Raw genomic sequence first — 22512 nt, 5'->3', positions numbered from 1 at the left:
AACGCATTTCACAACGTTTCGCAACGAGTGCCGAACCCCTGCTGTTACTGTTTTTGCCGACCCGTCCCACCGGCAACAGCAGGAGTTCCATGGCATGTCGACCCAGCCGCTTGATCGCTCGTCCGAGCCCAAAAGCCTTCCGCGCACTCTATCAACATCGGGCGAAGCATTTGCTGTGCTGCTCAAGAACAGCGCCCATAAAAAAGTCGAACCCCATGACAAGTCGCCATCGGGGCTCGATGCGAGCAAAAAAGACGGTTATGAACTCGCGGCCAAAGACGCCACGCCGCCTGCTGCCCTGGCCGACTACAAGGCCATCGGCCCGCCCGATGAAGTGGGTCCTGGGCTGATTCGTTATGAAACCCAGGACGGCAAGAAGATCATCGTCAGCGAGCACGACAGCCCGGAGCTGTTCAAGCAGGTCAGCCAGGACTTCAAGTCGCTCTCTGGCGTGGTCGCCAGCCAGAACGCCGGTTATCAGAGCCTGGGCGCCGAAGGCACTGCGCCGGGTGCATTGGCCGATTACAAAGCCCTCGGCCCGCCCGATGAAACCGGCCCTGGCGTGATCCGCTACGAGACCCAGGACGGCAGCAAGTTCGTGATCAGCCAGCGTGACAACCCCGAGGCTTTCCAAAAGGCCAAGGAAGCTTATGAAAGTTTCTCCGGCCTCTCCAGCAGTGAAGATGCCGGTTACCGTCGCGCCACCGACAACGAAGTATGGCCACCCTACGGCGGCACTGCGGTAGGCCCGGTGGACGAAGTGGGTCCCGGGCTGATCCGCTACGAAAGCAACGGCGAAAAAGTCGTCGTCGCCCGTGAAGACAACCCCAAGTTGTTCGACTACCTGGCAGGCCTTAACACGGTGTACTCCGACCCCGGCAAAAAAGCCGTGATTGAAGGCGAACTGAACAACGGTGCAGCCCTGGCCGACGCCAACACGCCCGTGCCCGGGCTCAACGACTACAAGAACTTCAGCTGGAACAACGACCAGAAAGACAGCGTCCTCACCTACGAACTGCAGGATGGCACCAAGGTGGTGGTGTCTGCCGACGTCAGCCCCGAGCTGTTCAAAAGCGTGGCCACGGCGAACGATACCTGGGCCAAGATCCACACCAGTGAAGACGCCGGGTACAAACTGGCCGGGCCGAATGACTTCCTGAAAAACACCGACATCACTTTCGGCTCTCCCGATGAGCTGGGCGACGGCCTGATCCGCTATGAAACCAGCGAAGGCAAGGTCATCGTCTCCAAGGAACTGAGCCCACAGCTCTATGATGACGTGCTGGCCAAATGGGAAGCCTTCAGCGCCAGCTCCATCGACGACACCCGCGCCAAGCACAACCTGCCCAAGGCCGGTGACCTGGATGTGTTGAACATGGACACCGGCGTGCATTCGGACCCCAAGGACGACAAGTCGCCGACCATGAGCGTCAGTGAGTTGGCCACCACCCAACTGATCGACACCTACCGCGCCGGCGTCAAGGACGGCTCGATCCCCAAGGATGACCCACGGGCCAAGCTGGTGCGCGCCCTCGAAGCCCAGGCTGCCTACCAGAACGGCCATGGCATCACCGGCTATGAAGAAGCCAAACGCCCGTTCAACACTACTTGGCGCGAGTCGGATGACAAGCAAACCGAGCTGAGCGCGGCCGACATGCACGACATCATCGACGGCAAGGCCGTGCAAAAGCAGATCGGCGAGCTGTTCAACGACCCGACCATCCAGGCTGACTACAAGTCGAAAATGGACGACGCGCTCAACAAGTTGCCCAACAAGGATGAGGTCAAGCAGAAGCTGCTCGATCTCACCGCCAACCCCGACTACGTGCTGTACCTCAAAGACCTGCAAAACCAGGGCAAGGCCAGCGACGCACAAAAGGACTTGAGTGACACCCTCACCTCGCTGTCGCTGTTCGACCCCGAAGCCGCCAGCAAGGCCGCGCAAAATATCCAGGCCGACGGCTTGACCACCGACCTTAATGCGATCCTCTCGGACCCGAGCAAAATCTCCGACGACAACAAGGAGCTGGCGACCAAAGACTTGTTCGGCCTGCTCAAGGGCGTGCTCAAGGGCAACCTGCTCGACCTGCCGCGCCGCACCCAGGAAACCCTGGAGAAGTTCCTCAACGAGGGGCTGCAAGGCAAGGAGAAATCGGCCGGTGTCACCAAGGCCCTGGAAGAACTCGGCGAGGTCTACAAGAACAGCGGCACCATCAGCGAAGCCGACGTCAAAAAGGCCCTGAGCAAACCCTATATTGCGGTAGCGGATCGCGGCATGCTCGGTGAGGTGTTCAACACCCTTAACAGCAAAGGCATCCTGGGCTCCCTTGGCGCGGGTGTGACGCTGTTTTCGGCGATTTACCAACTGGTGGGCAAAGGCGGCAAACTCGGCGAAACCCCGGCGCAGCGCATGAGCATCGCCAAGGACTTCCTGAGTTTTGCCGGTGGCTCCAGCCACTTCGTGCGCCTGGGTGACAAGATCGGCGAGACCCTGGGCAAGGGCGGCCTGGTGGACTTCCTGGGCCTGGACAAAACCTTGCCGGAAATCTGGGGCAAGGAAGGCGTGACCGGCAAAATGCTGGATTTTGGCCCCGGCGGCGAGATCGACGCCAAGGTCAGCAAGGAAATCTCCGCGGCGCTGGATGCGGTGCCTGACAGTCAGTACGACGGCATCGGCAAGTTGTTTGGCGAAGGCGATACGGCGGTCAAGCAAGCCACCGATGGCCTGGCCACGCACCTGGATGACGGCCTGGCTGCCGCCGGTGCGGCCAAGTTGGGCGCGTCCAAGTCTGCGAAAATCGCCGGTTCCGTGATCAAGGTGCTCGGCCCGGCCACGGACATCGTCGGAGGGTTTGCCGATATCGTGCTCGGCGCCTTGGCGATCAAGAGCGGCGTCGACAGCAAAGACCCGCTGGCTCAGGCCGCCGGTGGCCTGCAAGTAGCCGGGGGCGCGTTCGGTGCCTCGGCCGGGGTCCTCGGGGCGGCGGCACTGTTTGGCGCAGGCACCGCAGCGGCATTGACCGGGCCGCTGTTTCTGGTCGGCGTGGTGCTGGCGGTGGTGGGCGGGATCATCGGCTACTTTGTCGACCACAACAAAAAGCAGAAGGCCACCAACGCGGAAAACGATTGGTATCGCGGCTTGGCCAACGACGGTTTATTGCAAAACGACTGGGCGGAAAAGGTCGAGTACGCCCACTACGAAATCCACCACTATCACGGCCGCGACACGCCGACCGATGACAGCATCTTTCGCTTCCAGCAATCGGAATGGCAGCACTTTGAGGAGACGCCGAGCAAAGGTGGCTCCTCGAGCAATCGGCTGGATGGGGATTTGCACAAGCACTACGAAGACCCAAACACACCGCCAAAGAACCTGCCCAGCGATGCGCCACCGGACAAACCGCAGCCGCACCCGCCGGGCGGTGGTGGGCCGCGCATCAACTGATGCATTGAGCAGGCTCCCACACATCAATGTGGGAGCTGGTTAATGTGGGAGCTGGCTTGCCTGCGATGCAGACACCTCGGTGTGTCAGGTACACAGAGTTGATGGCATCGCAGCGGTGCGACGATTCGACAAGCCAGCTCCCACATTAGTCCGAGTATGGCTTTGCTGTTGCAGTGGCCCTTACATCCTTTTCGATGACGAAGTCAGCGGTCTTTTGATCTGTGCTTTTGATCTTGATCTGAAATCGCCCCCCCAAATCACTGGCGGATTGCGGGCATGCCGAGCCATAGCGAGGCACCGAGTGTTGGGGCGAGGACTTTTTGGTTACTTTTGACTGGGCCGGCATTCCGGTCCTTGCAAAAGTGACCCGCTGTAAGAGCTGAACCATAGGCAGCCGTTACCGCAACAACGGATATGTACCCCGCCAAAAGCCCCCCATCACAGGCATCCCAGCTCTCACACTTGCGAACACATTTACAGCTTGGCAATCGACACTTCAGTCGACTTCACAAAGGCAATCACTTCACTGCCCACTTTCAATTCCAGGTCACGCACCGAGCGGGTGGTGATCACTGATGTGACGATGCCGGACGCGGTTTGCACATCAATTTCGGACACCACTTCCCCCAGCAAAATTTCCTTGATCACGCCCTTGAACTGGTTGCGCACGTTGATCGCTTTAATGGTCATGTCGGCTTTCCTTTTGGCTGTTGGGTCAATCCGCACGAATGCGCAGGCCCTCAAAATGCGTTATCGGCACCAACATTAAAAGGAATATATAAGTCTTTATTTATACGATACAGATATATATGAGGTGTTCGCCTGCCAACAGCCATTCAACACTTTGCCCTCTCCCGCCACAGCCGCCCCCATAGAAACCCGCGTAAAGACGCTGCGCACAAGGTGGCACAGAGACTGCATATTCCTTTAAAGCATGATGGAACATGCCGTTTCAATTTTCTGAATATAAGAAAAGCCTTCTCTCAACGCCTTGTCTGGAGCTGTTCCATGAAACCCTTTGCTTTATTGAGTGCCTGCGCCCTCGCCCTGTGCCTGCAACCCCAGGCCTTTGCCGCCGAAACCGACCCCGCCCAGGTCAACCTCGATTACGCCTACTATTCGCCCGTGAGCCTGGTGCTCAAGCATTTTGGCTGGCTCGAACAGGCGCTTCCCCACACCAAGGTCGGCTGGGTGCTGAGCCAGGGCAGCAACCGCTCGCTGGAATACCTCAACAGTGGCGGCGTCGACTTTGCCTCGTCTGCCAGCTTGTCGGCGGTGTTGAGCCGCGCCAATGGCAGCCCGATCAAATCGGTGTACGTCTACAGTCGTGCTGAATGGACCGCACTGGTGGTGCGCAAAGACTCGCCGCTCAACACCGTCACAGACCTCAAAGGCAAAAAAATCGCCGCCACCAAAGGCACCGACCCGTACCTGTTCACCCTGCGCAGCCTGCAACTGGCCGGGCTGAAAAAGGATGATGTGGAGCTGGTGCATTTGCAACATCCCGACGGCCGCACTGCCTTGGAGAAAGGCGACGTAGACGCCTGGGCCGGCCTTGATCCACACATGGCCGCGAGTGAAATCCAGGCCGGTTCGCGCTTGCTGTATCGCAATAAAGACTTCAACAGCTACGGCGTAATCAGCGTCACCGAGCAATACGCCAAACAGCACCCACAAACCATCACCAAGGTCCTCGGGGCCTATGAGAAGGCGCGTGATTGGGCCGTGAAGCACCCGGATGAATTCGTCAAATTGCTCGCAGACGAAGCCGGCTTGCCGCTGGAAGTGGCCAAGCTGCAATTGTCGCGCACCGACTTGAGCAACCCGCTGCTGAGCGCCAGGGACGTGGCGTCATCCAAGGCCGCCGCGCCGATCCTGGTGTCCGAGGAATTAGTCCGTCGTGGCGTGGATGTCGACCCCGTGATCGATCAGTTGATCGACACTTCGTTTGGCCAAACCCTGCCCAAGCCTTAAGGGAGGCGTGATGACCGATAAAAGCCAAGCACTGCCGCTACCGGCACCCGTGGTGATCAACCGAAGCGCCTGGCCAAAACGGCTCAAGGGCCTGGTGCTGCCGGTACTGATCCTGCTGGTACTGGAGGGCGTGGTACGCATCGGCTGGCTGCCGTCCTACCAGATGCCGGCCCCCAGCGACATCGCAGTGACCCTCACCGACCTGGCCGAAGGCGCGTTGTGGAAACACATCAGCGCCAGCCTGCTGCGGGTACTGGCGGGGTTTGCCATCGGTGCCAGCCTGGCGCTGGTGTTTGCCGCCTGGGTGGGGTTGAGCCGTGAAGCCGAAGCGTATCTGGAGCCGACCTTCGCCGGGCTGCGCTCGATTCCGAGCCTGGCCTGGGTGCCGCTGTTGCTGCTGTGGCTGGGTATCGATGAAACCTCCAAGGTCGTGCTGATCGCGATTGGCGCGTTCTTTCCGGTGTACCTCAACGGTGTCGCGGCGATTCGCGATATTGATCGCAAGCTGGTGGAAGTCGGGCAAATGTACGGTTTCAGCCGAGCACGCCTGGTGCGCCGGATTCTGCTGCCCGCCGCCCTGCCCGGCCTGTTCACGGGGCTGCGCAGCGGCTTGAGCCTGGCGTGGATGTTCCTGGTGGCGGCCGAACTGATCGCGGCCACCAAGGGTCTCGGTTACTTGCTCAGCGATGGTCGGGAAACCTCACGGCCAGACATCGTGCTGGCCGCCATTACCGTGTTGGCACTGCTGGGCAAGCTCAGCGATGGCCTGCTCGCAGCCTTGGAGAAACGCTGCCTGGCCTGGCGCGACACCTTCACAGGCGAAGGCGCGGAGCAATGAGTATGCAAGCGTTATTGGAGCTTCGCGTGGCGCGCAAAAGCTTTGCCGGCATTACGGTGCTGAACAACGTGCAGTTGGCGCTGCAACCGCGCGAAACCGTCAGCCTGCTCGGGCCCAGCGGTTGTGGCAAAAGCACGTTGTTGCGCATCGTCGCCGGCCTGGAGACCGACTTCCAGGGCGAACTGCGCAGCCCCGAAGGCGAAGTTGCCTTTGTGTTCCAGGAACCACGGCTGATGCCCTGGCTGACGGTGGAACAGAACATCGGTTTGCGCGATGACAACCACTATGACAAGGCCTGGGTTACCCAGTTGATCGCAGAAGTCGGCCTCACCGGCTTCGCCCAGGCGCTGCCCAAAGCCTTGTCCGGCGGCATGGCGCAACGCGTGGCCATTGCACGCGGGCTGTATTCACGCCCGCAGGTGTTATTGCTTGATGAGCCGTTCAGCGCAGTGGATGCCTTTACCCGCATGAAACTGCAGGACTTGCTGCTGCAACTGGCCGAGCACCATGGGATTGCCTTGCTGCTGGTGACCCACGATGTCGACGAGGCGCTGTACTTGAGTGACCGGGTGCTGGTAATGGACAACCGGCCGAGCAGTATTCGCCGGGAACTGGCAGTCGACCTGCCACACCCAAGGGACCGGCGTGACCCGGCGCTGGCGCAACTCAAGGCACAGTCTTTGACCGAATTGCAGCGCGCGCATGTGATTTAGGTCCCTGGAAATGGATTAACTTCCTGTGGCAAGCAGGACTGTTATGCCAAGCCCACCTGTTGTGGCAAGCCTCTGCCACTAGGAGCCTGATGGCCAGCGTGAAGCGTCAAGCCAGGGTTCGGCTGAGTGTCACCCAATACCGCGTGCGCGCTCGCACCTCAAACCCCAGGGTCTGGGCCAGCAGTGTGAGGATGCGGTCGGTGTCATCCAGGCGAAAGCTGCCGGTGACCCGCAGCGTTTCCAGGCTCGGGTCCCAGCGCAACACGCCAGGGCGGTAACGTTCCAGCTCACGCAGGAAATCCCCAAAGGGTTGGTTCTGTGCGGTCAATACACCGTCACGCCAGCCCAGTTGCTGCACATCAAACGCCGCCCTGGCACTTAGCCCGCGAGGCTTTAACGAGGCTTGCTGACCGCTGTCCAACGTCGTCAATTGCCCGGCCAGATCACGCACCTGCACCGCGCCCTTGAACACCGACACGCGGCAGCCGGACGCCAATTGCCGTACGCACACTTCAGCCTGGCTCACCTCTACCTGGCCGTAGCGCGTGTGCACACTGATCGCTGCCGCGCCTGGCACCGTCAGCGCCAACTCGCCGTCCACCAGCGTGATGCGCCGCTGTGCCAGGTCAACATCCACCGCCGTCGCCGTGTTGAGTTGCAGGCTGCTGCCATCGGCCAACGGCAGGCGTTTGCGCTCGCCGGTGGCGGTGTGCAAATCAGCCCGCCATGCCTCGATGGGCAACTGACGGCTGATCAGCCAGGCGGTCGGCACCAGCGCCGCTACGCCCAAGGCCCGCTTGAGCAATGCACGTCGCCCCGGTTGCGGGCGGTCGAGGCTGGCCATCGCCACGGCCTGGGGCAAGTCACGCAAGCGCTGGCGCAGCGATTGGGCTTTCTGCCAGGTCTGTTCGTGCTGAGGGTGGCTGTCGCGCCAAGCCTGCAAATTGGCGTGGTCACGCTCGGTGGCCGCTCCGGACTCCAACAACGCCAACCACTGCGCCGCAGCACGCGCAACCTCGTGACTCATAGGGCCACCAACAGGCAATGTTCATAGGCCTGGGCCATGTAGCGCTTGACCGTGCGCTCAGAGACGTCGAGCCGCTCGGCAATTTCGCGATAACCCAGGCCTTCCAACTGGCTCCACAGAAACGCGCGCCGCACCCCCCGCGGCAAACCGTCGAGCAACTCATCCAGAGCGTGCAAGGTCTCCAGCACCAGCCAGCGTTGCTCGGGCGACGGCACGCAGGTTTCGGGCAAATTCGCCAGCGCCTTCAGATAGGCTTGCTCAAGGCTGCGGCGCTGATGAAAGTTGGCCAGCAAACGCTTGCCGACCGTCACCAGATACGCCCGTGGCTCCTGCATCTGCGCAATCGGCTGGGCACTGGCCAGCACCCGCACAAAGGTGTCCTGGCTCAGGTCCGCCGCATCCCAGGCATTGCCCAGGCGCCGCCGCAACCAGCTTTCGAGCCAGCTGCGATGGTCGCGGTACAAACGCGACAGGGTCATTTCGCCAGTATGGGTCGGGGCAACAGCATCAGTCATGAAAAGCAACCTGCGCAGCGCGAGTGAGTCTCAAATGAGATTCATTCTATTTAATATCGCTGCTGATCACCACGCTCTTTTCAACATTGCGTTTATGCACTGGGTGCCAAGCCATCCTTTACTATTTGTCTTGATATGGATATTTTATCCATATCCGCCCACGAGGTCCGCCCATGCAATTGCCTGACTATTCAGATGTCGTCGCCGCCGCCCAACGCCTGCAAGGCTTTGCCCATCAAACGCCGGTGTTTACCTCACGCACCCTCGACGCTGAAACCGGTGCCCAGGTATTCATCAAGTGTGAAAACCTGCAACGCGCTGGCTCGTTCAAGTTTCGCGGTGCGTTTAATGCCCTGTCGCAGTTTGACGCACACCAGCGCAAGGCCGGGGTGGTGGCGTTCTCCTCCGGCAACCATGCCCAGGGCATTGCGTTGGCCGCCCAATTGCTCGGCATGCCGGCGACCATCGTGATGCCCACCGACGCGCCGGCCGCCAAAGTGGCCGCGACCCGGGAATATGGCGCCAGCGTGGTGCTGTATGACCGCTTCACCGAAGACCGTGAGCAGATAGGCCGCACCCTGGCAGTTGAACACGGCATGACATTGATCCCACCGTATGACCATCCACATATCCTTGCCGGCCAAGGCACGGCCGCCAAGGAACTGCTGGAATTCACCGGCCCTCTGGACGCCCTGTTCGTCGGCCTGGGCGGTGGCGGCATGCTCTCGGGCACCGCGTTGTCGACCCGTGCGCTGGCACCCGATTGCCAGCTGTTTGGCGTTGAACCCGAAGCAGGCAATGACGGCCAGCGTTCATTCCAGACCGGCAGCATCGTGCACATCGACACCCCGGCGACCATCGCCGACGGTGCGCAAACCCAACACCTGGGCAACTACACCTTCCCGATCATCCGCGACAAGGTCACCGACATCCTCACCGTCTCCGACGCGCAATTGGTGGCCTCGATGAAGTTCTTTATGCAACGCATGAAAATGGTGGTCGAACCCACCGGCTGCCTGGGCCTGGCGGCGTTGCGCCAGCTGGGCGAGCGGTTCAAGGGCCAGCGCGTGGGCATTATCGTCACTGGTGGCAATGTCGACATCGCGCGCTACGCCGCGTTGCTCAGCGAGGCGTCATGAACATCATCCACACCGAGGCCGCCTCGGCGCCCGCCGGGCATTACTCCCAGGCCGTCAGCCACGGCGACACGCTGTATATCTCCGGGCAATTACCGGTGAGCCCGCAGGGGCGCCACAACCTTGAAGCATCGTTTGCCGAACAGGCCCAGTTGGCGCTGGCTAACCTGCTGGCCATCTTGAAAGCCGCCGGCGGCTCGCCCCAGGATCTGGTGAAGGTCACGGTGTATGTGGCCGGGGTTCAGCATTGGCCGCAATTCGACCGCATTTACGCCGCCGCGCTGGGCGAGCACCGCCCTGCCCGCGCGGTGGTGCCGGTGCCCGAGTTGCACCACGGTTATCTGGTGGAGATTGAAGCTGTGGCGCGCTACTTGGCGTAGGTGTAGACCGCCGCCCGTGACACGCCCAGGTGCGCGGCCACGGTCTCCATGGCCCGGCGAATGTCCATGCAGCCCGAGTCCTTGAGCTCTTGCAGCAACAGCCGTCGATCCGCCGCCTTGAGCGCGCGCGGGGTGGTGGCCAGGCGTGCGGCGAACTGGTCGATGCGGGTGCGAATCACATCGGCGCCGGACGGCTCCAGGGATTCAATAAGGGTGTCGCCAGTGACCGAGCCAAATTGCTCAAGCATGCCCTGCAGGCCACGAAACAATGAGAGATCGACGTTCATGCACAAGGCCGCGACGTACTTGCCACTGGTGTCCTTGATGCCGATCGAGGTGCTTTTGACCTGGCGCCCATCGCTGAATTGGTTGCGGTAGTTGGCAATGATCTGCGGGTAGTCGGGGTCGGCAATCCGCGCCAGGCCCAACTCGGTGGTCGGGTCGCCCGGCGAGCGCCCGGAGAGGTTGTTATGGATCGCCAGGATCGCCTGCTGCGGGTCGCGCAAATCGTGCAGCACGACCTCACAGAACGGGCTGAAGGTTTTGCTCAAGCCTTCGGCAATCTGTTCGAGCTGGCTGATCAGGGTGGTTTCTTCGGGAGAGGTCTTTTTCATGCAAGACAACATATCCAGTCCTGGACAGGCCGTCAATTTGGCCGCTGTCCGCCCTTGTGGAGCGTTAACCATGGACACCCCAGCAGCATTGCTAGACAGCGTGAAAATGCAGCGCAACATCCAGCGCATGCAACAGCGTGCCGACAGCCTGGGTGTGCATTTGCGCCCCCATGTCAAAACCCACAAGTGCGCCGAAGTGGTGGCCGCGCAGATAGCGGCCGGTGCCCGTGGCATCACCGTATCGACGCTCAAGGAAGCCGAATATTTCTTTGAGCTGGGCATCCAGGACATCCTCTACGCCGTCGCCATGGCCCCGCACAAACTGCCCCAGGCCCTGGCGCTGCGCCGCCGGGGTTGCGCGCTGACGCTGATCACCGACAGCCTCGCCGGCGCCCGGGCCATCGTCGATTTCGGCGCCGCGCAGGGTGAAACCTTTGCCGTGATGATCGAGATTGATTGCGACGGCCACCGTTCCGGGGTCAAGCCGCAGGACGCGTTATTGCTCGACATCGCCCGATTGCTCGGAGACAGCCTCGTCGGCGTATTGACCCACGCAGGGGAAAGCTACGGCCTGGATACGCCTGAAGCGTTGCAGGCCATCGCCGAACAGGAACGCGCACGCTGCGTTGAAGCGGCGCAACGTATCCGTGCCGCCGGGATGGCCTGCGATCAGGTCAGTGTCGGCTCCACGCCTACCGCATTGTCAGCCGTGAGCCTTGAAGGCGTGACCGAACTGCGCGCGGGTGTGTATGCGTTTTTTGACCTGGTGATGCACAACATCGGCGTATGCCGCACCGAGGAACTGGCCTTGAGCGTGCTGACCACAGTGATCGGCCATCAAGCGGAAAAAGGCTGGATCATCACCGATGCCGGCTGGATGGCCATGAGCCGGGATCGCGGCACGCAAGCGCAAAAACGCGACTTTGGTTATGGCCAGGTGTGCAATGAGCACGGGGAGTTGATCGACGGCTTGCTGTTGAGCAGTGCCAACCAAGAACATGGCGTGGCGCGGTTCGAAGCGGGCGGCGTGGATGTGGTGACGCAATTTCCGCTCGGTACGCGCCTGCGTATTCTGCCCAATCATGCCTGCGCCACGGGGGCGCAGTTCGGCAGTTACAACGCAGTGTTGCACAACGGTGACGTGCAGGTCTGGGAGCGGCTGCGTGGTTGGTAGCCCCCCGCTACAGCGCGAGCTCCATCTTGATAATCTCGATGGACACCGGGCTGTTGCCCCGACTGAAGGTGCCCTCGCCGACCTTGCGAAACCCGAAGGCGGCATAGAAGTTTTCGGCGTTGAGGGTCGCTTCCAGGCAGGCCTTGGCATGGCCGGCGTTCTTGATGCGCTGCAAGGCCTCATTGAGCAGGCGCGCACCAATGCCCTGCCCGGCGGCATCGCCGCGCACAAACAGTTTGCTGATTTCATGGCCGTCGATTTCGATAAAACCCTGCAGCCTGTCGGTGTGTGCCAGCCACAGGTTGCCGGCAGCAATGGCCTCGCGGTAGGTCGCGGGTGAGCGGCCGTTGAGCCACATGGCGATCTGCTCGGGGCCGTAGTCGCCCGTGCAGAGGTTTTCGACGGAATGCTTATGCACCTCGAAGATGCTTTGCGCGTCGTCCAGCAGGGCGGATCGGATCAGTACGTTTTTCATTCCCTTGAAATTCCACCGGCAGCCAATGAACCCAGGTTTTATAGCTCAACCGGCGATGTGCCGCGACCCAAGACCGCACATCTTGTGCGTTGACCTGTTTTGTTACACACCATATAGTGTGCCCACAAACACAAATCACCACTACATAGTGTGCAGTATCGGTATTTACCGACCACACTCTGCGCAGTATTTCAATGCCTTGAAGCCTGCAAAAACCTATTTTTCGAGTACCAGGAAGGAGAATTTCAATGTTGAGTTGGGATGAAGTCGACAACGAAGACACCGGTGCAGCGGTGATCAAAGGCGCCAACGCCGGCCACGCCAGCGAAGCCAACATGGACCGCCTTGACGGTGCCGGCGCCGCTGCTGCTCTGGAAGCGCGCAACGTGACCGCCAACGACTCGGCCGCGATCATCCGCGCCAAGGCCGCCCTGGACAAACTCGACGTCGCCGAAGGCCTCGCCGAGCTGGAAGGCTCCGCCGCCCGCGTCGCCGTTGACGAAAAGCGCATGATCAACTGCCGCGCCGACCTCAACCAACTCGTGCCCTTCAAGTACGACTGGGCCTGGCAAAAGTACCTCGACGGCTGCGCCAACCACTGGATGCCGCAAGAGGTCAACATGACCGCCGACATCGCCCTGTGGAAAAACCCCGAAGGCCTCACCGACGACGAACGCCGCATCGTCATGCGCAACCTCGGCTTCTTCTCCACTGCTGATTCGTTGGTCGCGAACAACCTGGTACTGGCCGTGTACCGCCTGATCACCAACCCGGAGTGCCGCCAGTACATCCTGCGCCAGGCCTTCGAAGAAGCGATCCACACCCACGCCTACCAGTACTGCATCGAATCCCTGGCCATGGATGAAGGCGAGATCTTCAACATGTACCACGAGATCCCATCGGTGGCTAAAAAAGCCGCCTGGGGCCTCAAATACACCCGTTCGATCTCCGATCCGAAGTTCGAAACCGGCACCGTCGAAACCGACAAAGAACTGCTGCGCAACCTGGTCGCCTACTACTGCGTCCTGGAAGGCATCTTCTTCTACTGCGGCTTCACCCAGATCCTGTCCATGGGCCGCCGCAACAAAATGACCGGCGTGGCAGAACAGTTCCAGTACATCCTGCGTGACGAGTCGATGCACCTGAACTTCGGTATCGATGTGATCAACCAGATCAAAATCGAAAACCCGCATTTGTGGGATGCCGAGATGAAAGAAGAAGCGACCCAGATGATTCTGCAGGGGACGCAACTGGAGATTGAATATGCGCGGGATACCATGCCGCGTGGGGTGTTGGGCATGAATGCGGCGATGATGGAGGATTACCTTAAGTTCATCGCTAACCGTCGCCTGTCGCAGATCGGCCTGAAAGAAGAGTACCCAGGGACGACTAACCCGTTCCCGTGGATGAGCGAGATCATGGACTTGAAGAAAGAGAAAAACTTCTTCGAAACCCGTGTGATCGAGTACCAGACTGGCGGCGCGCTGAGCTGGGATTAAAAATGTAGGAGCGGGCTTGCCCGCGATGGCGGCGGGTCAGTTAAGCATATATTGGCTGACACTCAGCTATCGCGGGCAAGCCCGCTCCCACATGGGTTAGCGGTATTTTTTAGACTTGCGTACAAACTTTATGCCCAACCAAACCATCAAAACGCCCTGCGTCGGCCTGTGCTCCACCGTTTACGGCGACCTGGTCTGCCGGGGCTGCAAGCGTTATCACCATGAAGTCATCCAGTGGAATGGCTACAACGCCGAGGAAAAACAGGCGGTGTGGCTGCGCCTGGAACAGTTGCTGGTGCAGGTGATGGCCAGCAAGCTTGAGGTGTTTGACCCGCAGCTTTTGCGCCAGCAACTTGAAACCCGCAAAATTCGCTTTATGCCACACCAGTCGCCGTACTGCTGGGCGTACCAGCTGATTGCCCGGGGCGCGCGGGTGATATCCAAGCTGGACGCGTATGGGCTGGCGCTGCTGCCGGAGTTTCGCGAGCGTCACCTGGCAGATTTGCGTGATGCGATTGACCGCGAGTTTTTCCTGCTGTCCGAGGCGCATTACGAACGCTATATCGCGCCGGGCTTTTTGAAAGAAGCCTTTGGGCCAGCACTGATCGCCACCTTCTAGACTTGCCGTCAGCTATGGACAGGCAGCGCTAACCCGAACAGCACAAAAAAACCACCGCAGACTTTATTGAATCGGCGTCCGGTTCGGGCTAACCAGGGCCTGACCCGATGTGCTGCGCTGGCCACCAGATATTCAACAACAAACTCCACCACGGCGTAAGTCAGCGCAATAGCGGCCGTCTGCGCGATGAGGCTTCGGTGTGGGTCCAGAAAAGGTGGAATGAAGGCGGTGAACAGCAGCAGCGCCTTGGGGTTTGAAATCGCCGATACCAGCCCTTGGCGAAACAGCGACCAGCTTCGCAGGCTGGTCGTAACGGCTGCCTCAAGACTCACAGGCGCCGAGCGCCACAACCCAAACCCCAGCCAGATCAGGTACAGCCCGCCAACCACCTTCAGTGCCGTGAACCAGGTGGCAGACGCCTGGATCAGTGCCCCCAAGCCTAAAGCGCAAAACGACAGCACCACGGCAAATCCGAGTACGCCGCCCGAAATCGTGAAGAGTGTTTTGCGACGCCCGTGAATGGCGCCATGGGTCAGCACTAATAACGCATTGGGCCCTGGCACTATAGCGATGCCGCAGCAGGTAACCAGGTAAAGCAACCAGGTGTCGAATGGCATGGTCAAATCCAGCAGGCAGGGGTTGAGGCGAGGATTTTGCGGGTGAACAAACCTCTTGAAAAGCGCATAATTCACGTCACAGCCATTCGATTAACGAATAGAGGTCACCTGGATGCCTGCCAGCAATTTGCAGATCGATTGGCTCAAATGCTTTGTGGCCGTGGTGGATGCCGGCTCGCTCTCTGGCGCGGCCCATGAGGTCAACCGCTCGCAGTCCGCCGTCAGCATGCAAATGAAAAAACTGGAGGCAGCGCTGGGGCGGCAGTTGTTGAGCCGTGGCCCGCGTCACCTTCAACTGACGGCGGACGGTCAGTTACTGCTGGGCTACGCCCGGCGCCTGCTCGCACTGCACGCCGAGACCCAAGCGGCCTTTCACGGTGAAGAATTGACCGGACGCATCCGCCTTGGCGTTGCGGAAGACTACGCGGCGATGTATCTCACGCCGGTGCTCAAGCGTTTTTTGCCGCGCTATTCGGGTGTGGAAATAGAACTGACTTGCGAACAGTCGGCCGCACTCATCCCGCGTGTGCGCAGCGGCGACCTTGATCTTGCACTCGTGTCGCGTGACGCCCCTCAAAGCGGCACTTTTCTGTTTAAGGAACCCATGGTATGGGTCGGTTCGCCCCAGTTCGAACTGTGGAGGCGCGATCCGCTACCTATCGCCGTCTACGAAAGTGCAAGCCTGGCCAGACGTTATGCGGTGAACTCACTGAGCCAAAAGGGACGTGAATTCAAGGTGGTTTACAACAGCTCCAGCCTTGCCGGCCAACTAGCCGCCGTTGAAGGTGGGCTGGCGATTGCCGCAATCACCCAATGTACCGTGCAGGCATCGCTTCAGGTTCTGGGCAGCGAGCACGGCTTGGGCAGGATTGAACCCATGGAGGTTTCAATCCTGCGAAGCCGGGCCTCGCGCGGGTCTGAAGCGGTTGATAGCCTGCATGCATTCATCATCAGCTCACTGAGGCAGCAGGCTTAACAGGGGTTCATGAGGTCCAGGAAGGCTCGCGCTCCGCCTGCACGCCATACCGCTCGATCGCCTGCTGACAAACCTCGGGTTCCAGACGGCCCTGCTCCACCAACGCCGTCAGCGCCGCCAGCACAATGTGATAGCGATCCACCTCAAAGAAATCACGCAACGCTGCCCGAGTATCGCTACGCCCAAAGCCGTCGGTGCCCAACACCGTGTAGCTGCTGTCCAGATACGAAGCAATCATCTGCGGCACCGCCCGTACATAGTCGGACACCGCAATCACCGGTACACCTTTAGGCAAACATGCATTTACATGACTGGAGCGCTTCATATCCTGAGGATGCAACCGATTCCAGCGCTCCACCTCTCGCGCATCCCGTGCCAGCTCGCTGAAACTGGTCACGCTGAACACCTCGCTCGCCACCTGCCAATCCTCCTCCAGTAACTGCGCGGCTGCCTGGGCCTCACGCACCAGCGTGCCGGAACCCAGCAGGCGTACCTTGGCATCCGCAGCACCTTGCAACCGATACATGCCCTTGATAATCGCCGCCTCCACGCCTGCCGGCAGCGTCGGTTGCGGGTAGTTTTCGTTCATCAGGGTCACGTAGCAGAACTCGTCCACATCGTGCTCCAGCATCTGACGCATACCGTGGTCGAGGATCACCGCGAACTCGCCGGCAAACGCCGGGTCGTAGGCGCGGCAGTTGGGCACCGTCGCGGCTGCCAAGTGGCTGCTGCCGTCCTGATGCTGCAAGCCTTCGCCGCCCAGGGTGGTGCGCCCGGCGGTGGCGCCGAGCAGGAAACCACGGGCGCGCTGGTCGGCGGCAGCCCAGATCAGGTCGCCGACGCGCTGGAAGCCGAACATCGAGTAATAGATATAGAACGGCAACATGCGCAGCCCATGCACCGAATAACTGGTGGCGGCCGCCACCCAGGAGCTGATGGCGCTGGCCTCACTGATGCCTTCTTCGAGAATTTGCCCGTCGGTGGCCTCGCGGTAGCTGAGGATCGAGCCAATGTCTTCCGGTTCGTAACGTTGCCCAACACTGGAATAGATGCCGATCTGCTTGAACAGGTTGGCCATACCGAAGGTGCGTGCTTCATCCGCAACGATTGGCACGATGCGCGGGCCGAGAGCCTTGTCCTTGAGCAGGTTGGTGAGCATGCGCACAAACGCCATGGTGGTGGACATCTCCTTACCCTCGGCTGCCGTAGCGAAACCGGCGTAACCCGCCACCGGCGGCACGCTGACGGGTGCGGCCAGCGGGCTGCGGCTTGGCACATAACCGCCGAGTTTGTGCCGACGTTGATGCAGGTAACGCAGTTCAACGCTGTCCTCGGCGGGTTTGAAAAAACTTAAGGATTCGGTCTGCGCATCCGTGAGCGGCAACTGGAAGCGATTGCGAAAAGCGAGCAGCGCGTCGCGATCGAGCTTCTTCTGCTGGTGCGTGGTCATCTTGCCCTGCCCGGCTTCGCCCATGCCGAAGCCCTTTTTGGTCTGGGCCAGGATCACCGTGGGCTGGCCTTTTACCCGGCGCGCGGCATGGTAGGCAGCGTGGATCTTGACCATATCGTGGCCACCGCGCTTGAGGCGGTCGATTTGCTCGTCGCTCATGCCCGCCACGAGGGCCGCCAGCGACGCGCTTTGGCCGAAGAAGTGCTCGCGGTTATAGGCGCCGTCTTTGGCGGCAAAGGTCTGGAATTGCCCGTCGACTGTGTTCGACAAGGTTTCCACCAGTGAACCGTCAGTGTCCTTGGCCAGCAAGGCGTCCCAGTCCGAGCCCCACACCAGCTTGATCACGTTCCAGCCGGCACCGGCAAACAAGGCTTCGAGTTCGTCGATGATGCGCCCGTTGCCGCGCACCGGACCGTCGAGGCGCTGCAGGTTGCAGTTAACCACCCAGGTCAGGTTGTCCAGGCCTTCGCGGGCAGCCAGGGTCAGGGCCGACATGCTTTCCGGCTCGTCCATTTCGCCATCGCCGAACACACCCCAGACGTGCCGGTCGGTGGTGTCCAGCAAGCCGCGATGTTGCAGATAGCGCATGAAGCGCGCCTGGAAAATCGAGCTGATCGGGCCGATGCCCATGGAGCCGGTGGGAAACTGCCAGAAGTCCGGAATCAGCCACGGGTGCGGGTAGCTGGAAAGGCCGCGTGCGCCGGCTTTTGGCCCGCCGATTTCCTGGCGGTAGTGCGCCAGGTCGTTTTCCGTCAGGCGCCCTTCCAGATAAGCACGGGCATATATACCCGGTGCGGAATGCGGCTGGTAGAACACCAGATCGCCACCGAAGGTGTCGCTGCGCGCCCGGAAGAAGTGATTGAAGCCGACTTCGAACAAGTCCGCCGCACTGGCATAACTGGCGATATGGCCACCGAGTTCGCCATACGCCTGGTTGGCGCGCACCACCATGGCCAAGGCGTTCCAGCGCACCAGCGAGGCGATGCGTTCTTCGGTGGCCAGGTCACCGGGAAACGCCGGTTGCTGCTCAACACTGATGCTGTTGATATAGGGCGTGCCGTGGCGCGGTTTCCAGTCGATGGGCGCAGCGCTGCCTTCGCGGGCCAGCAGGTCGAGGATCTGGCGCGCCCGTTCTGGCCCGGCATTGGCCACCAGCGAGGCCAGGGCGTCGCGCCACTCATCCAGTTCTTGCGGGTCTTGGGCTGTGTGATTGACTGCACTCGCGAAACCGTTCATGGGCACCTCCGGGCTTTTTTTCCAGTTTATGTCGGTGCCTGAGGATTTTTTGCCTGTTATCAAGCGCAGGTTCAAGAATTTTGAGCATGAATCACTGCCAATCATCTTTTTTGCAGCACGTTGTGCTCAAACACGACGAAGCACCGCAACTGTGTTTAAAATGCCGCCCGCTCAACGACTGACGCTCAACGATGAACCCAGACGCACTCGCTACCCTGCACGCCCATTTGCTCACCGCCCTGGCTAACCCGCCGAGTGAAACCCGGCGCCTGTTCCATGGCCGTGGCCGCTGCTGGCCGGGCCTGGAGCAACTGACGGTGGACTGGTTGCAGGGCGTGCTGCTGGTCTCGTTGTTCAAGGAACCCGAGCCTGCGCAGCTCGAAGCCCTTAAACAACTGCTGCAAACGCAGTTCAGCGCTTACACCGTCGCCTTGCAACACCGCTACCTGCCGCAAAGCACCACTGAATGGCTCGCGGGCGAAGCCGTTGACGAGCTGACCATTACCGAAGGCGGCCTGCGCTACCTGATCGACCTGGGTAAAAAACAGAACAGCGGGCTGTTCCTCGACATGCGCTACGGCCGCAACTGGGTGCGCGAACAGGCCAAGGGCCAGCGCGTGCTCAACCTGTTCGCCTACACCTGTGGTTTCTCGGTGGCCGCCATCGAAGGCGGCGCCGACCATGTCGTAAACCTGGACATGGCCCGTGGCGCCTTGAGTCGCGGGCGCGACAACCATCGCCTCAATGGTCATGACCTGAGTAACGTCAGCTTCCTGGGCCACGACCTGTTCAAATCGTGGGCCAAGGTGACGAACAGCGGCCCTTACGATCTGGTGATCATCGACCCGCCGTCGTTCCAGAAAGGCAGCTTTCTGCTGACCAAAGACTACCAACGCGTGCTGCGCCGCCTGCCGGATTTGCTCACAGCCCACGGCACGGTGTTGGCCTGCATGAACGACCCGGCCTTAGGTGAAGACTTCCTGATTGACGGCGTAACCCGCGAAGCACCGGGCCTGCGCTTTGTGCAGCGATTGGAAAACCCGCCGGAATTTCCCGATGTCGACCCGCAGAGCGGTTTGAAGGCATTGGTGTTCCGTCAGGGTTGATGCCGAAACGTCTGACCCTTGCTACGCTAAGTGATACGCCGGGGCGGTGAACCTTATACCTCCCTTCCCGGTCGATACCTGCATTCCCCGGCCAGACTCGACGGCGTTACGTCGTCGGCTGCCCTGTTTCATCTTTTGGAGAGCCGCCCGTGATATCGACCCTGCATGTAGCCAGACTCAAAGCCTGGGGCGCCCACGGCTTTACCGCCACCGGTGTGGTGCTGGCGTTCCTGGCCACCCTGGCATTGCTGGAAAACTCACCCAAGGCCTGCCTGCTGTGGCTAGGCCTGGCGCTGGTGGTCGATGGCGTGGATGGCTCGCTGGCGCGACGGGTGAATGTCAGCACGGTACTGCCCAGCTTTGATGGCTCGGTGCTGGACCTGGTGATTGACTACCTGACCTATGTGTTTATTCCGGCGTTGTTTATCTACCGCTATATCGACCTGCCGGACTTTACCCACCTGTTTACCGTGTCGGTGATCCTGGTGTCGTCGCTGTTCTGCTTCTGCAATGTGAACATGAAGAGCAAGGACAACTATTTTGTCGGCTTTCCCGCGGCCTGGAATGTGGTGGCCTTGTGCGTTTACATCATCCAGCCGGACGCCTGGGTGACCCTGGCCACAGTGATCGGCCTGGCGCTGCTGACCGTGACACCGATGAAGTTTCTACACCCCTTCCGGGTCAAGCGCTTTATGCCGATCAACATCGCCGTGACCACCATCTGGTTGCTGTGCAGCTTCTTGATGGTGGTGGACTACCCCAATACCAACCCGTGGACGTTCGGGTTGTGGTCGGTGATGTCGGCGTATTTTCTGGGGATTTGTGTGTGGCGCACGGCGTTGGAGTGGCTGGACAAACGTCACAGCTGAAGATCCAGAGCAGACGCAGAGCGTCAGAGGCGGCATTCCCACGCAGAGCGTGGGAACGATCACAGCCAGGCGGGCACGGTTTAAAGGTGGGAGCTGGCTTGCCTGCGATGGCGTCGGGTCAGTTACAGCAGTTGGGCCTGCCCTACCGCTATCGCAGGCAAGCCAGCTCCCACATTTGGATCGCGTAGAACAACAAGATACAAGTAAGATACCGGTCTTTGGCGCAGCCCTTTTCTGCGCCCTGCCAATAATAAGCCCTGCCCATGCCCTTCGAACTCAGCGTTGACCTGACCACCCTCGCCATTCTTGCCTGCGTGGCCTTTGTTGCCGGCTTTATCGACGCCATCGCCGGCGGCGGCGGCCTGCTCACCACACCGGCATTGCTCACCGCCGGCATGCCACCGCACCTGGTGCTGGGCACCAACAAGCTCAGCTCGACCTTCGGCTCCGCCACCGCCAGCTTCACCTTTTACCGGCGCAAGCTGTTCCACCCGCGCCAATGGGTACACGCCATTGTCGGCACGCTGGTCGGCGCATTGGCGGGTGCCGTGGTCGCCCACTACCTGCCCGCCGAAACCCTGAACAAAATGCTCCCGGTGATCGTGTTCGCCTGTGGTGTGTATTTGCTGTTTGGCGGCACGCCCAAGGCGCCGCTGGACGCCGACGCACCGATCAAGAAGAAATGGCAATCGACCCAAGGCTTCGGCCTGGGCTTCTACGACGGCGTGGCCGGCCCCGGCACGGGTGCGTTCTGGACGGTGAGCACGATGCTGCTGCACCCTATCGACCTGGTCAAAGCCAGCGGCGTGGCGCGCAGCATGAACTTCGTGAGCAACGCGGCGGCGCTGTCGGTGTTTATCTTCAATGGCTCGGTGGACTGGATCGTCGGCCTGGCGATGGGCGTTTCGGTAATGTGCGGCGCGTTCTTTGGCGCACGCAGCGCAATCAGCGGCGGCGCCAAATTCATTCGCCCGGTGTTTATCACCGTGGTCCTCGGCCTGACGGTGCGCCTAGCCTGGCAACACTGGTTCAGCGTGGCCTAAACGGCGCGCCAGGTAGAGGTCGATCAGGTAACGCGCGATCGAACGTGACGCCGGCAACGGCGGCAAGTCGTGAATGTTGAACCACTGCGCGTCTTCGATCTCATCAGCCTGGGGCACGATGTCACCCCCGGCGTACTCGGCATGGAAGCCCAGCATCATCGAGTGCGGGAACGGCCAGCACTGGCTGCCCATGTACTGGATGTTCTTGACCTCCACCTGCACTTCTTCGCGCACTTCACGGATCAGGCAGTCTTCGGCCGACTCCCCCGGCTCGGCGAACCCCGCCAGCGTGCTGTACACACCCGTGACAAAACGCGGCGACCGCGCCAGCAGAATCTCGTCGCCACGGGTCACCAGCACAATCATGCTCGGCGAAATGCGTGGGTAGCTGCGCAGGTCGCAGGCCTGGCAATACATCGCACGTTCGCGCGGCACCTGCACCATGGCCTGGCCGCAACTGCCACAGAACCGATGCTCCCGCGCCCAGGTGCCGATCTGCGCGGCGTAGCCCAGCACTTTGTACAGGGTGTGGTCGCCCTGCAACATAAAGCCGCGCAAACCCTGCCAACTGCAACCTGGCACCTCGGCCGCCGCGTTCAGCTCCAGCAAGTAAACAGGCTCACCGTCAAGGTGGCCGATGCCGTGTTCGGCGAACACCGACAGGTCCTGGCGCTTGAGCCATTCACGCGGGAACAGCGGCCCGTTGGTGTCATGCAAAAAGCCCTCGCGGCTGCGGGCGACGGCCCAGCCGCCAGGGGCGTCGTTGTCCAGCAGCGTTGTGGTAATCCAGCCTGGGGTCATGTCAG

At 60.8% G+C, this 22512-nt stretch carries 21 protein-coding genes; 13 read left to right on the top strand and 8 right to left on the bottom strand.

The genetic code is table 11. The features are described 5' to 3' along the window. Window positions 1-94 precede the first annotated feature (94 nt). Window positions 95-3445 carry a hypothetical protein gene (locus HU759_RS14260; protein ID WP_186616976.1) on the top strand — a complete coding sequence of 1117 codons (3351 nt, stop codon included), beginning with the start codon at window positions 95-97 and terminating at the stop codon, window positions 3443-3445. A 474-nt stretch (window positions 3446-3919) separates the two neighbouring features. Here HU759_RS14260 and HU759_RS14255 read toward each other — a convergent pair whose 3' ends face one another. Beyond that, complete coding sequence (locus tag HU759_RS14255) at window positions 3920-4135, bottom strand: TOBE domain-containing protein (protein ID WP_003173733.1); 216 nt, start codon at window positions 4133-4135, stop codon at window positions 3920-3922. Between the two features lie 318 nt (window positions 4136-4453). Here HU759_RS14255 and HU759_RS14250 point away from each other — a divergent pair, with 318 nt between their 5' ends. From HU759_RS14250 to HU759_RS14240, 3 genes are read left to right on the top strand one after another with little or no spacing between them, the layout of a single operon-like run. Beyond that, window positions 4454-5419, top strand: a complete 966-nt coding sequence (locus tag HU759_RS14250) for an aliphatic sulfonate ABC transporter substrate-binding protein (protein ID WP_186616978.1) — start codon at window positions 4454-4456, stop codon at window positions 5417-5419. A 10-nt stretch (window positions 5420-5429) separates the two neighbouring features. Then, window positions 5430-6257, top strand: coding sequence for an ABC transporter permease (locus HU759_RS14245; protein ID WP_017135461.1), 828 nt, complete (start codon window positions 5430-5432; stop codon window positions 6255-6257). Further along, window positions 6254-6970, top strand: coding sequence for an ABC transporter ATP-binding protein (locus HU759_RS14240; protein ID WP_169985873.1), 717 nt, complete (start codon window positions 6254-6256; stop codon window positions 6968-6970). Before HU759_RS14245 ends, HU759_RS14240 begins: the two co-directional genes overlap by 4 nt. Before the next feature lie 106 nt (window positions 6971-7076). On the opposite strand, the gene HU759_RS14235 is transcribed toward HU759_RS14240, so the two are convergent. Continuing rightward, on the bottom strand, window positions 7077-7997 hold the full coding sequence (locus HU759_RS14235; protein ID WP_099549891.1) for a FecR domain-containing protein: 921 nt from the start codon (window positions 7995-7997) through the stop codon (window positions 7077-7079). Continuing rightward, the gene (locus HU759_RS14230; RefSeq protein ID WP_017135458.1) at window positions 7994-8512 is read right to left on the bottom strand and encodes a sigma-70 family RNA polymerase sigma factor; all 519 of its coding nucleotides are present in this window, start codon (window positions 8510-8512) and stop codon (window positions 7994-7996) included. Before HU759_RS14230 ends, HU759_RS14235 begins: the two co-directional genes overlap by 4 nt. Before the next feature lie 173 nt (window positions 8513-8685). On the opposite strand from HU759_RS14230, the gene HU759_RS14225 reads away from it, so the two are divergent. Continuing rightward, the gene (locus HU759_RS14225; RefSeq protein WP_017135457.1) at window positions 8686-9651 is read left to right on the top strand and encodes a threo-3-hydroxy-L-aspartate ammonia-lyase; all 966 of its coding nucleotides are present in this window, start codon (window positions 8686-8688) and stop codon (window positions 9649-9651) included. Beyond that, window positions 9648-10028, top strand: coding sequence for a RidA family protein (locus HU759_RS14220; protein WP_017135456.1), 381 nt, complete (start codon window positions 9648-9650; stop codon window positions 10026-10028). Before HU759_RS14225 ends, HU759_RS14220 begins: the two co-directional genes overlap by 4 nt. On the opposite strand, the gene HU759_RS14215 is transcribed toward HU759_RS14220, so the two are convergent. Then, on the bottom strand, window positions 10016-10642 hold the full coding sequence (locus HU759_RS14215) for a PAS domain-containing protein (RefSeq protein ID WP_017135455.1): 627 nt from the start codon (window positions 10640-10642) through the stop codon (window positions 10016-10018). The genes HU759_RS14220 and HU759_RS14215 overlap by 13 nt on opposite strands. A 70-nt stretch (window positions 10643-10712) precedes the next feature. Between HU759_RS14215 and HU759_RS14210 the strand changes: the two genes are divergently transcribed. After that, window positions 10713-11816, top strand: coding sequence for a DSD1 family PLP-dependent enzyme (locus HU759_RS14210; protein ID WP_186616980.1), 1104 nt, complete (start codon window positions 10713-10715; stop codon window positions 11814-11816). A 7-nt stretch (window positions 11817-11823) separates the two neighbouring features. On the opposite strand, the gene HU759_RS14205 is transcribed toward HU759_RS14210, so the two are convergent. After that, on the bottom strand, window positions 11824-12291 hold the full coding sequence (locus HU759_RS14205) for a GNAT family N-acetyltransferase (protein WP_017138438.1): 468 nt from the start codon (window positions 12289-12291) through the stop codon (window positions 11824-11826). Window positions 12292-12539: 248 nt separating this feature from the next. Between HU759_RS14205 and HU759_RS14200 the strand changes: the two genes are divergently transcribed. After that, window positions 12540-13790, top strand: a complete 1251-nt coding sequence (locus HU759_RS14200) for a ribonucleotide-diphosphate reductase subunit beta (protein ID WP_005788524.1) — start codon at window positions 12540-12542, stop codon at window positions 13788-13790. 130 nt (window positions 13791-13920) lie between these two features. After that, on the top strand, window positions 13921-14409 hold the full coding sequence (locus HU759_RS14195; protein WP_138452528.1) for a DUF1289 domain-containing protein: 489 nt from the start codon (window positions 13921-13923) through the stop codon (window positions 14407-14409). 8 nt (window positions 14410-14417) lie between these two features. Here HU759_RS14195 and HU759_RS14190 read toward each other — a convergent pair whose 3' ends face one another. Then, window positions 14418-15026: a LysE family translocator gene (locus tag HU759_RS14190; protein ID WP_099548301.1), complete on the bottom strand. Its 609-nt coding sequence runs from the start codon at window positions 15024-15026 to the stop codon at window positions 14418-14420. A gap of 112 nt (window positions 15027-15138) precedes the next feature. On the opposite strand from HU759_RS14190, the gene HU759_RS14185 reads away from it, so the two are divergent. After that, complete coding sequence (locus HU759_RS14185) at window positions 15139-16002, top strand: LysR family transcriptional regulator (protein ID WP_099548300.1); 864 nt, start codon at window positions 15139-15141, stop codon at window positions 16000-16002. Window positions 16003-16009: 7 nt separating this feature from the next. On the opposite strand, the gene mdeB is transcribed toward HU759_RS14185, so the two are convergent. Next, entirely contained in the window at window positions 16010-18688 is a 2679-nt protein-coding gene (gene mdeB, locus HU759_RS14180; RefSeq protein ID WP_186618113.1) for an alpha-ketoglutarate dehydrogenase, read from the bottom strand. Between the two features lie 191 nt (window positions 18689-18879). On the opposite strand from mdeB, the gene HU759_RS14175 reads away from it, so the two are divergent. From HU759_RS14175 to HU759_RS14165, 3 genes are all read left to right on the top strand, one after another. Then, window positions 18880-19794 carry a class I SAM-dependent methyltransferase gene (locus HU759_RS14175; protein ID WP_186618111.1) on the top strand — a complete coding sequence of 305 codons (915 nt, stop codon included), beginning with the start codon at window positions 18880-18882 and terminating at the stop codon, window positions 19792-19794. A 149-nt stretch (window positions 19795-19943) separates the two neighbouring features. Beyond that, window positions 19944-20663, top strand: coding sequence for a phosphatidylcholine synthase (gene pcsA, locus HU759_RS14170; protein ID WP_017134682.1), 720 nt, complete (start codon window positions 19944-19946; stop codon window positions 20661-20663). Between the two features lie 263 nt (window positions 20664-20926). Next, window positions 20927-21706: a TSUP family transporter gene (locus tag HU759_RS14165; protein WP_186618109.1), complete on the top strand. Its 780-nt coding sequence runs from the start codon at window positions 20927-20929 to the stop codon at window positions 21704-21706. On the opposite strand, the gene nudC is transcribed toward HU759_RS14165, so the two are convergent. Beyond that, on the bottom strand, window positions 21674-22507 hold the full coding sequence (gene nudC, locus HU759_RS14160; protein ID WP_017139108.1) for an NAD(+) diphosphatase: 834 nt from the start codon (window positions 22505-22507) through the stop codon (window positions 21674-21676). The genes HU759_RS14165 and nudC overlap by 33 nt on opposite strands. Between the last annotated feature and the right edge of the window lie 5 nt (window positions 22508-22512).

Source organism: Pseudomonas sp. OE 28.3 (assembly GCF_014268205.2).
GTDB lineage: Bacteria > Pseudomonadota > Gammaproteobacteria > Pseudomonadales > Pseudomonadaceae > Aquipseudomonas > Aquipseudomonas edaphica.
Note: the sequence above shows the minus strand (reverse complement) of the source record. Positions and strands in the feature narration are given on the sequence as shown.

Bases quoted from the DNA above. Each gene is read 5' to 3' on its own strand.
- HU759_RS14185 (WP_099548300.1), top strand. From the start codon at position 15,139: ATGCCTGCCAGCAATTTGCAGATCGATTGGCTCAAATGCTTTGTGGCC.
- HU759_RS14225 (WP_017135457.1), top strand. From the start codon at position 8,686: ATGCAATTGCCTGACTATTCAGATGTCGTCGCCGCCGCCCAACGCCTG.
- HU759_RS14210 (WP_186616980.1), top strand. From the start codon at position 10,713: ATGGACACCCCAGCAGCATTGCTAGACAGCGTGAAAATGCAGCGCAAC.
- mdeB (WP_186618113.1), bottom strand. From the start codon at position 18,688: ATGAACGGTTTCGCGAGTGCAGTCAATCACACAGCCCAAGACCCGCAA.
- HU759_RS14200 (WP_005788524.1), top strand. From the start codon at position 12,540: ATGTTGAGTTGGGATGAAGTCGACAACGAAGACACCGGTGCAGCGGTG.
- HU759_RS14245 (WP_017135461.1), top strand. From the start codon at position 5,430: ATGACCGATAAAAGCCAAGCACTGCCGCTACCGGCACCCGTGGTGATC.
- HU759_RS14195 (WP_138452528.1), top strand. From the start codon at position 13,921: ATGCCCAACCAAACCATCAAAACGCCCTGCGTCGGCCTGTGCTCCACC.
- HU759_RS14175 (WP_186618111.1), top strand. From the start codon at position 18,880: ATGAACCCAGACGCACTCGCTACCCTGCACGCCCATTTGCTCACCGCC.
- HU759_RS14230 (WP_017135458.1), bottom strand. From the start codon at position 8,512: ATGACTGATGCTGTTGCCCCGACCCATACTGGCGAAATGACCCTGTCG.
- HU759_RS14220 (WP_017135456.1), top strand. From the start codon at position 9,648: ATGAACATCATCCACACCGAGGCCGCCTCGGCGCCCGCCGGGCATTAC.
- nudC (WP_017139108.1), bottom strand. From the start codon at position 22,507: ATGACCCCAGGCTGGATTACCACAACGCTGCTGGACAACGACGCCCCT.
- HU759_RS14235 (WP_099549891.1), bottom strand. From the start codon at position 7,997: ATGAGTCACGAGGTTGCGCGTGCTGCGGCGCAGTGGTTGGCGTTGTTG.
- HU759_RS14255 (WP_003173733.1), bottom strand. From the start codon at position 4,135: ATGACCATTAAAGCGATCAACGTGCGCAACCAGTTCAAGGGCGTGATC.
- HU759_RS14215 (WP_017135455.1), bottom strand. From the start codon at position 10,642: ATGAAAAAGACCTCTCCCGAAGAAACCACCCTGATCAGCCAGCTCGAA.
- HU759_RS14165 (WP_186618109.1), top strand. From the start codon at position 20,927: ATGCCCTTCGAACTCAGCGTTGACCTGACCACCCTCGCCATTCTTGCC.
- HU759_RS14240 (WP_169985873.1), top strand. From the start codon at position 6,254: ATGAGTATGCAAGCGTTATTGGAGCTTCGCGTGGCGCGCAAAAGCTTT.
- HU759_RS14250 (WP_186616978.1), top strand. From the start codon at position 4,454: ATGAAACCCTTTGCTTTATTGAGTGCCTGCGCCCTCGCCCTGTGCCTG.
- HU759_RS14205 (WP_017138438.1), bottom strand. From the start codon at position 12,291: ATGAAAAACGTACTGATCCGATCCGCCCTGCTGGACGACGCGCAAAGC.
- HU759_RS14190 (WP_099548301.1), bottom strand. From the start codon at position 15,026: ATGCCATTCGACACCTGGTTGCTTTACCTGGTTACCTGCTGCGGCATC.
- HU759_RS14260 (WP_186616976.1), top strand. From the start codon at position 95: ATGTCGACCCAGCCGCTTGATCGCTCGTCCGAGCCCAAAAGCCTTCCG.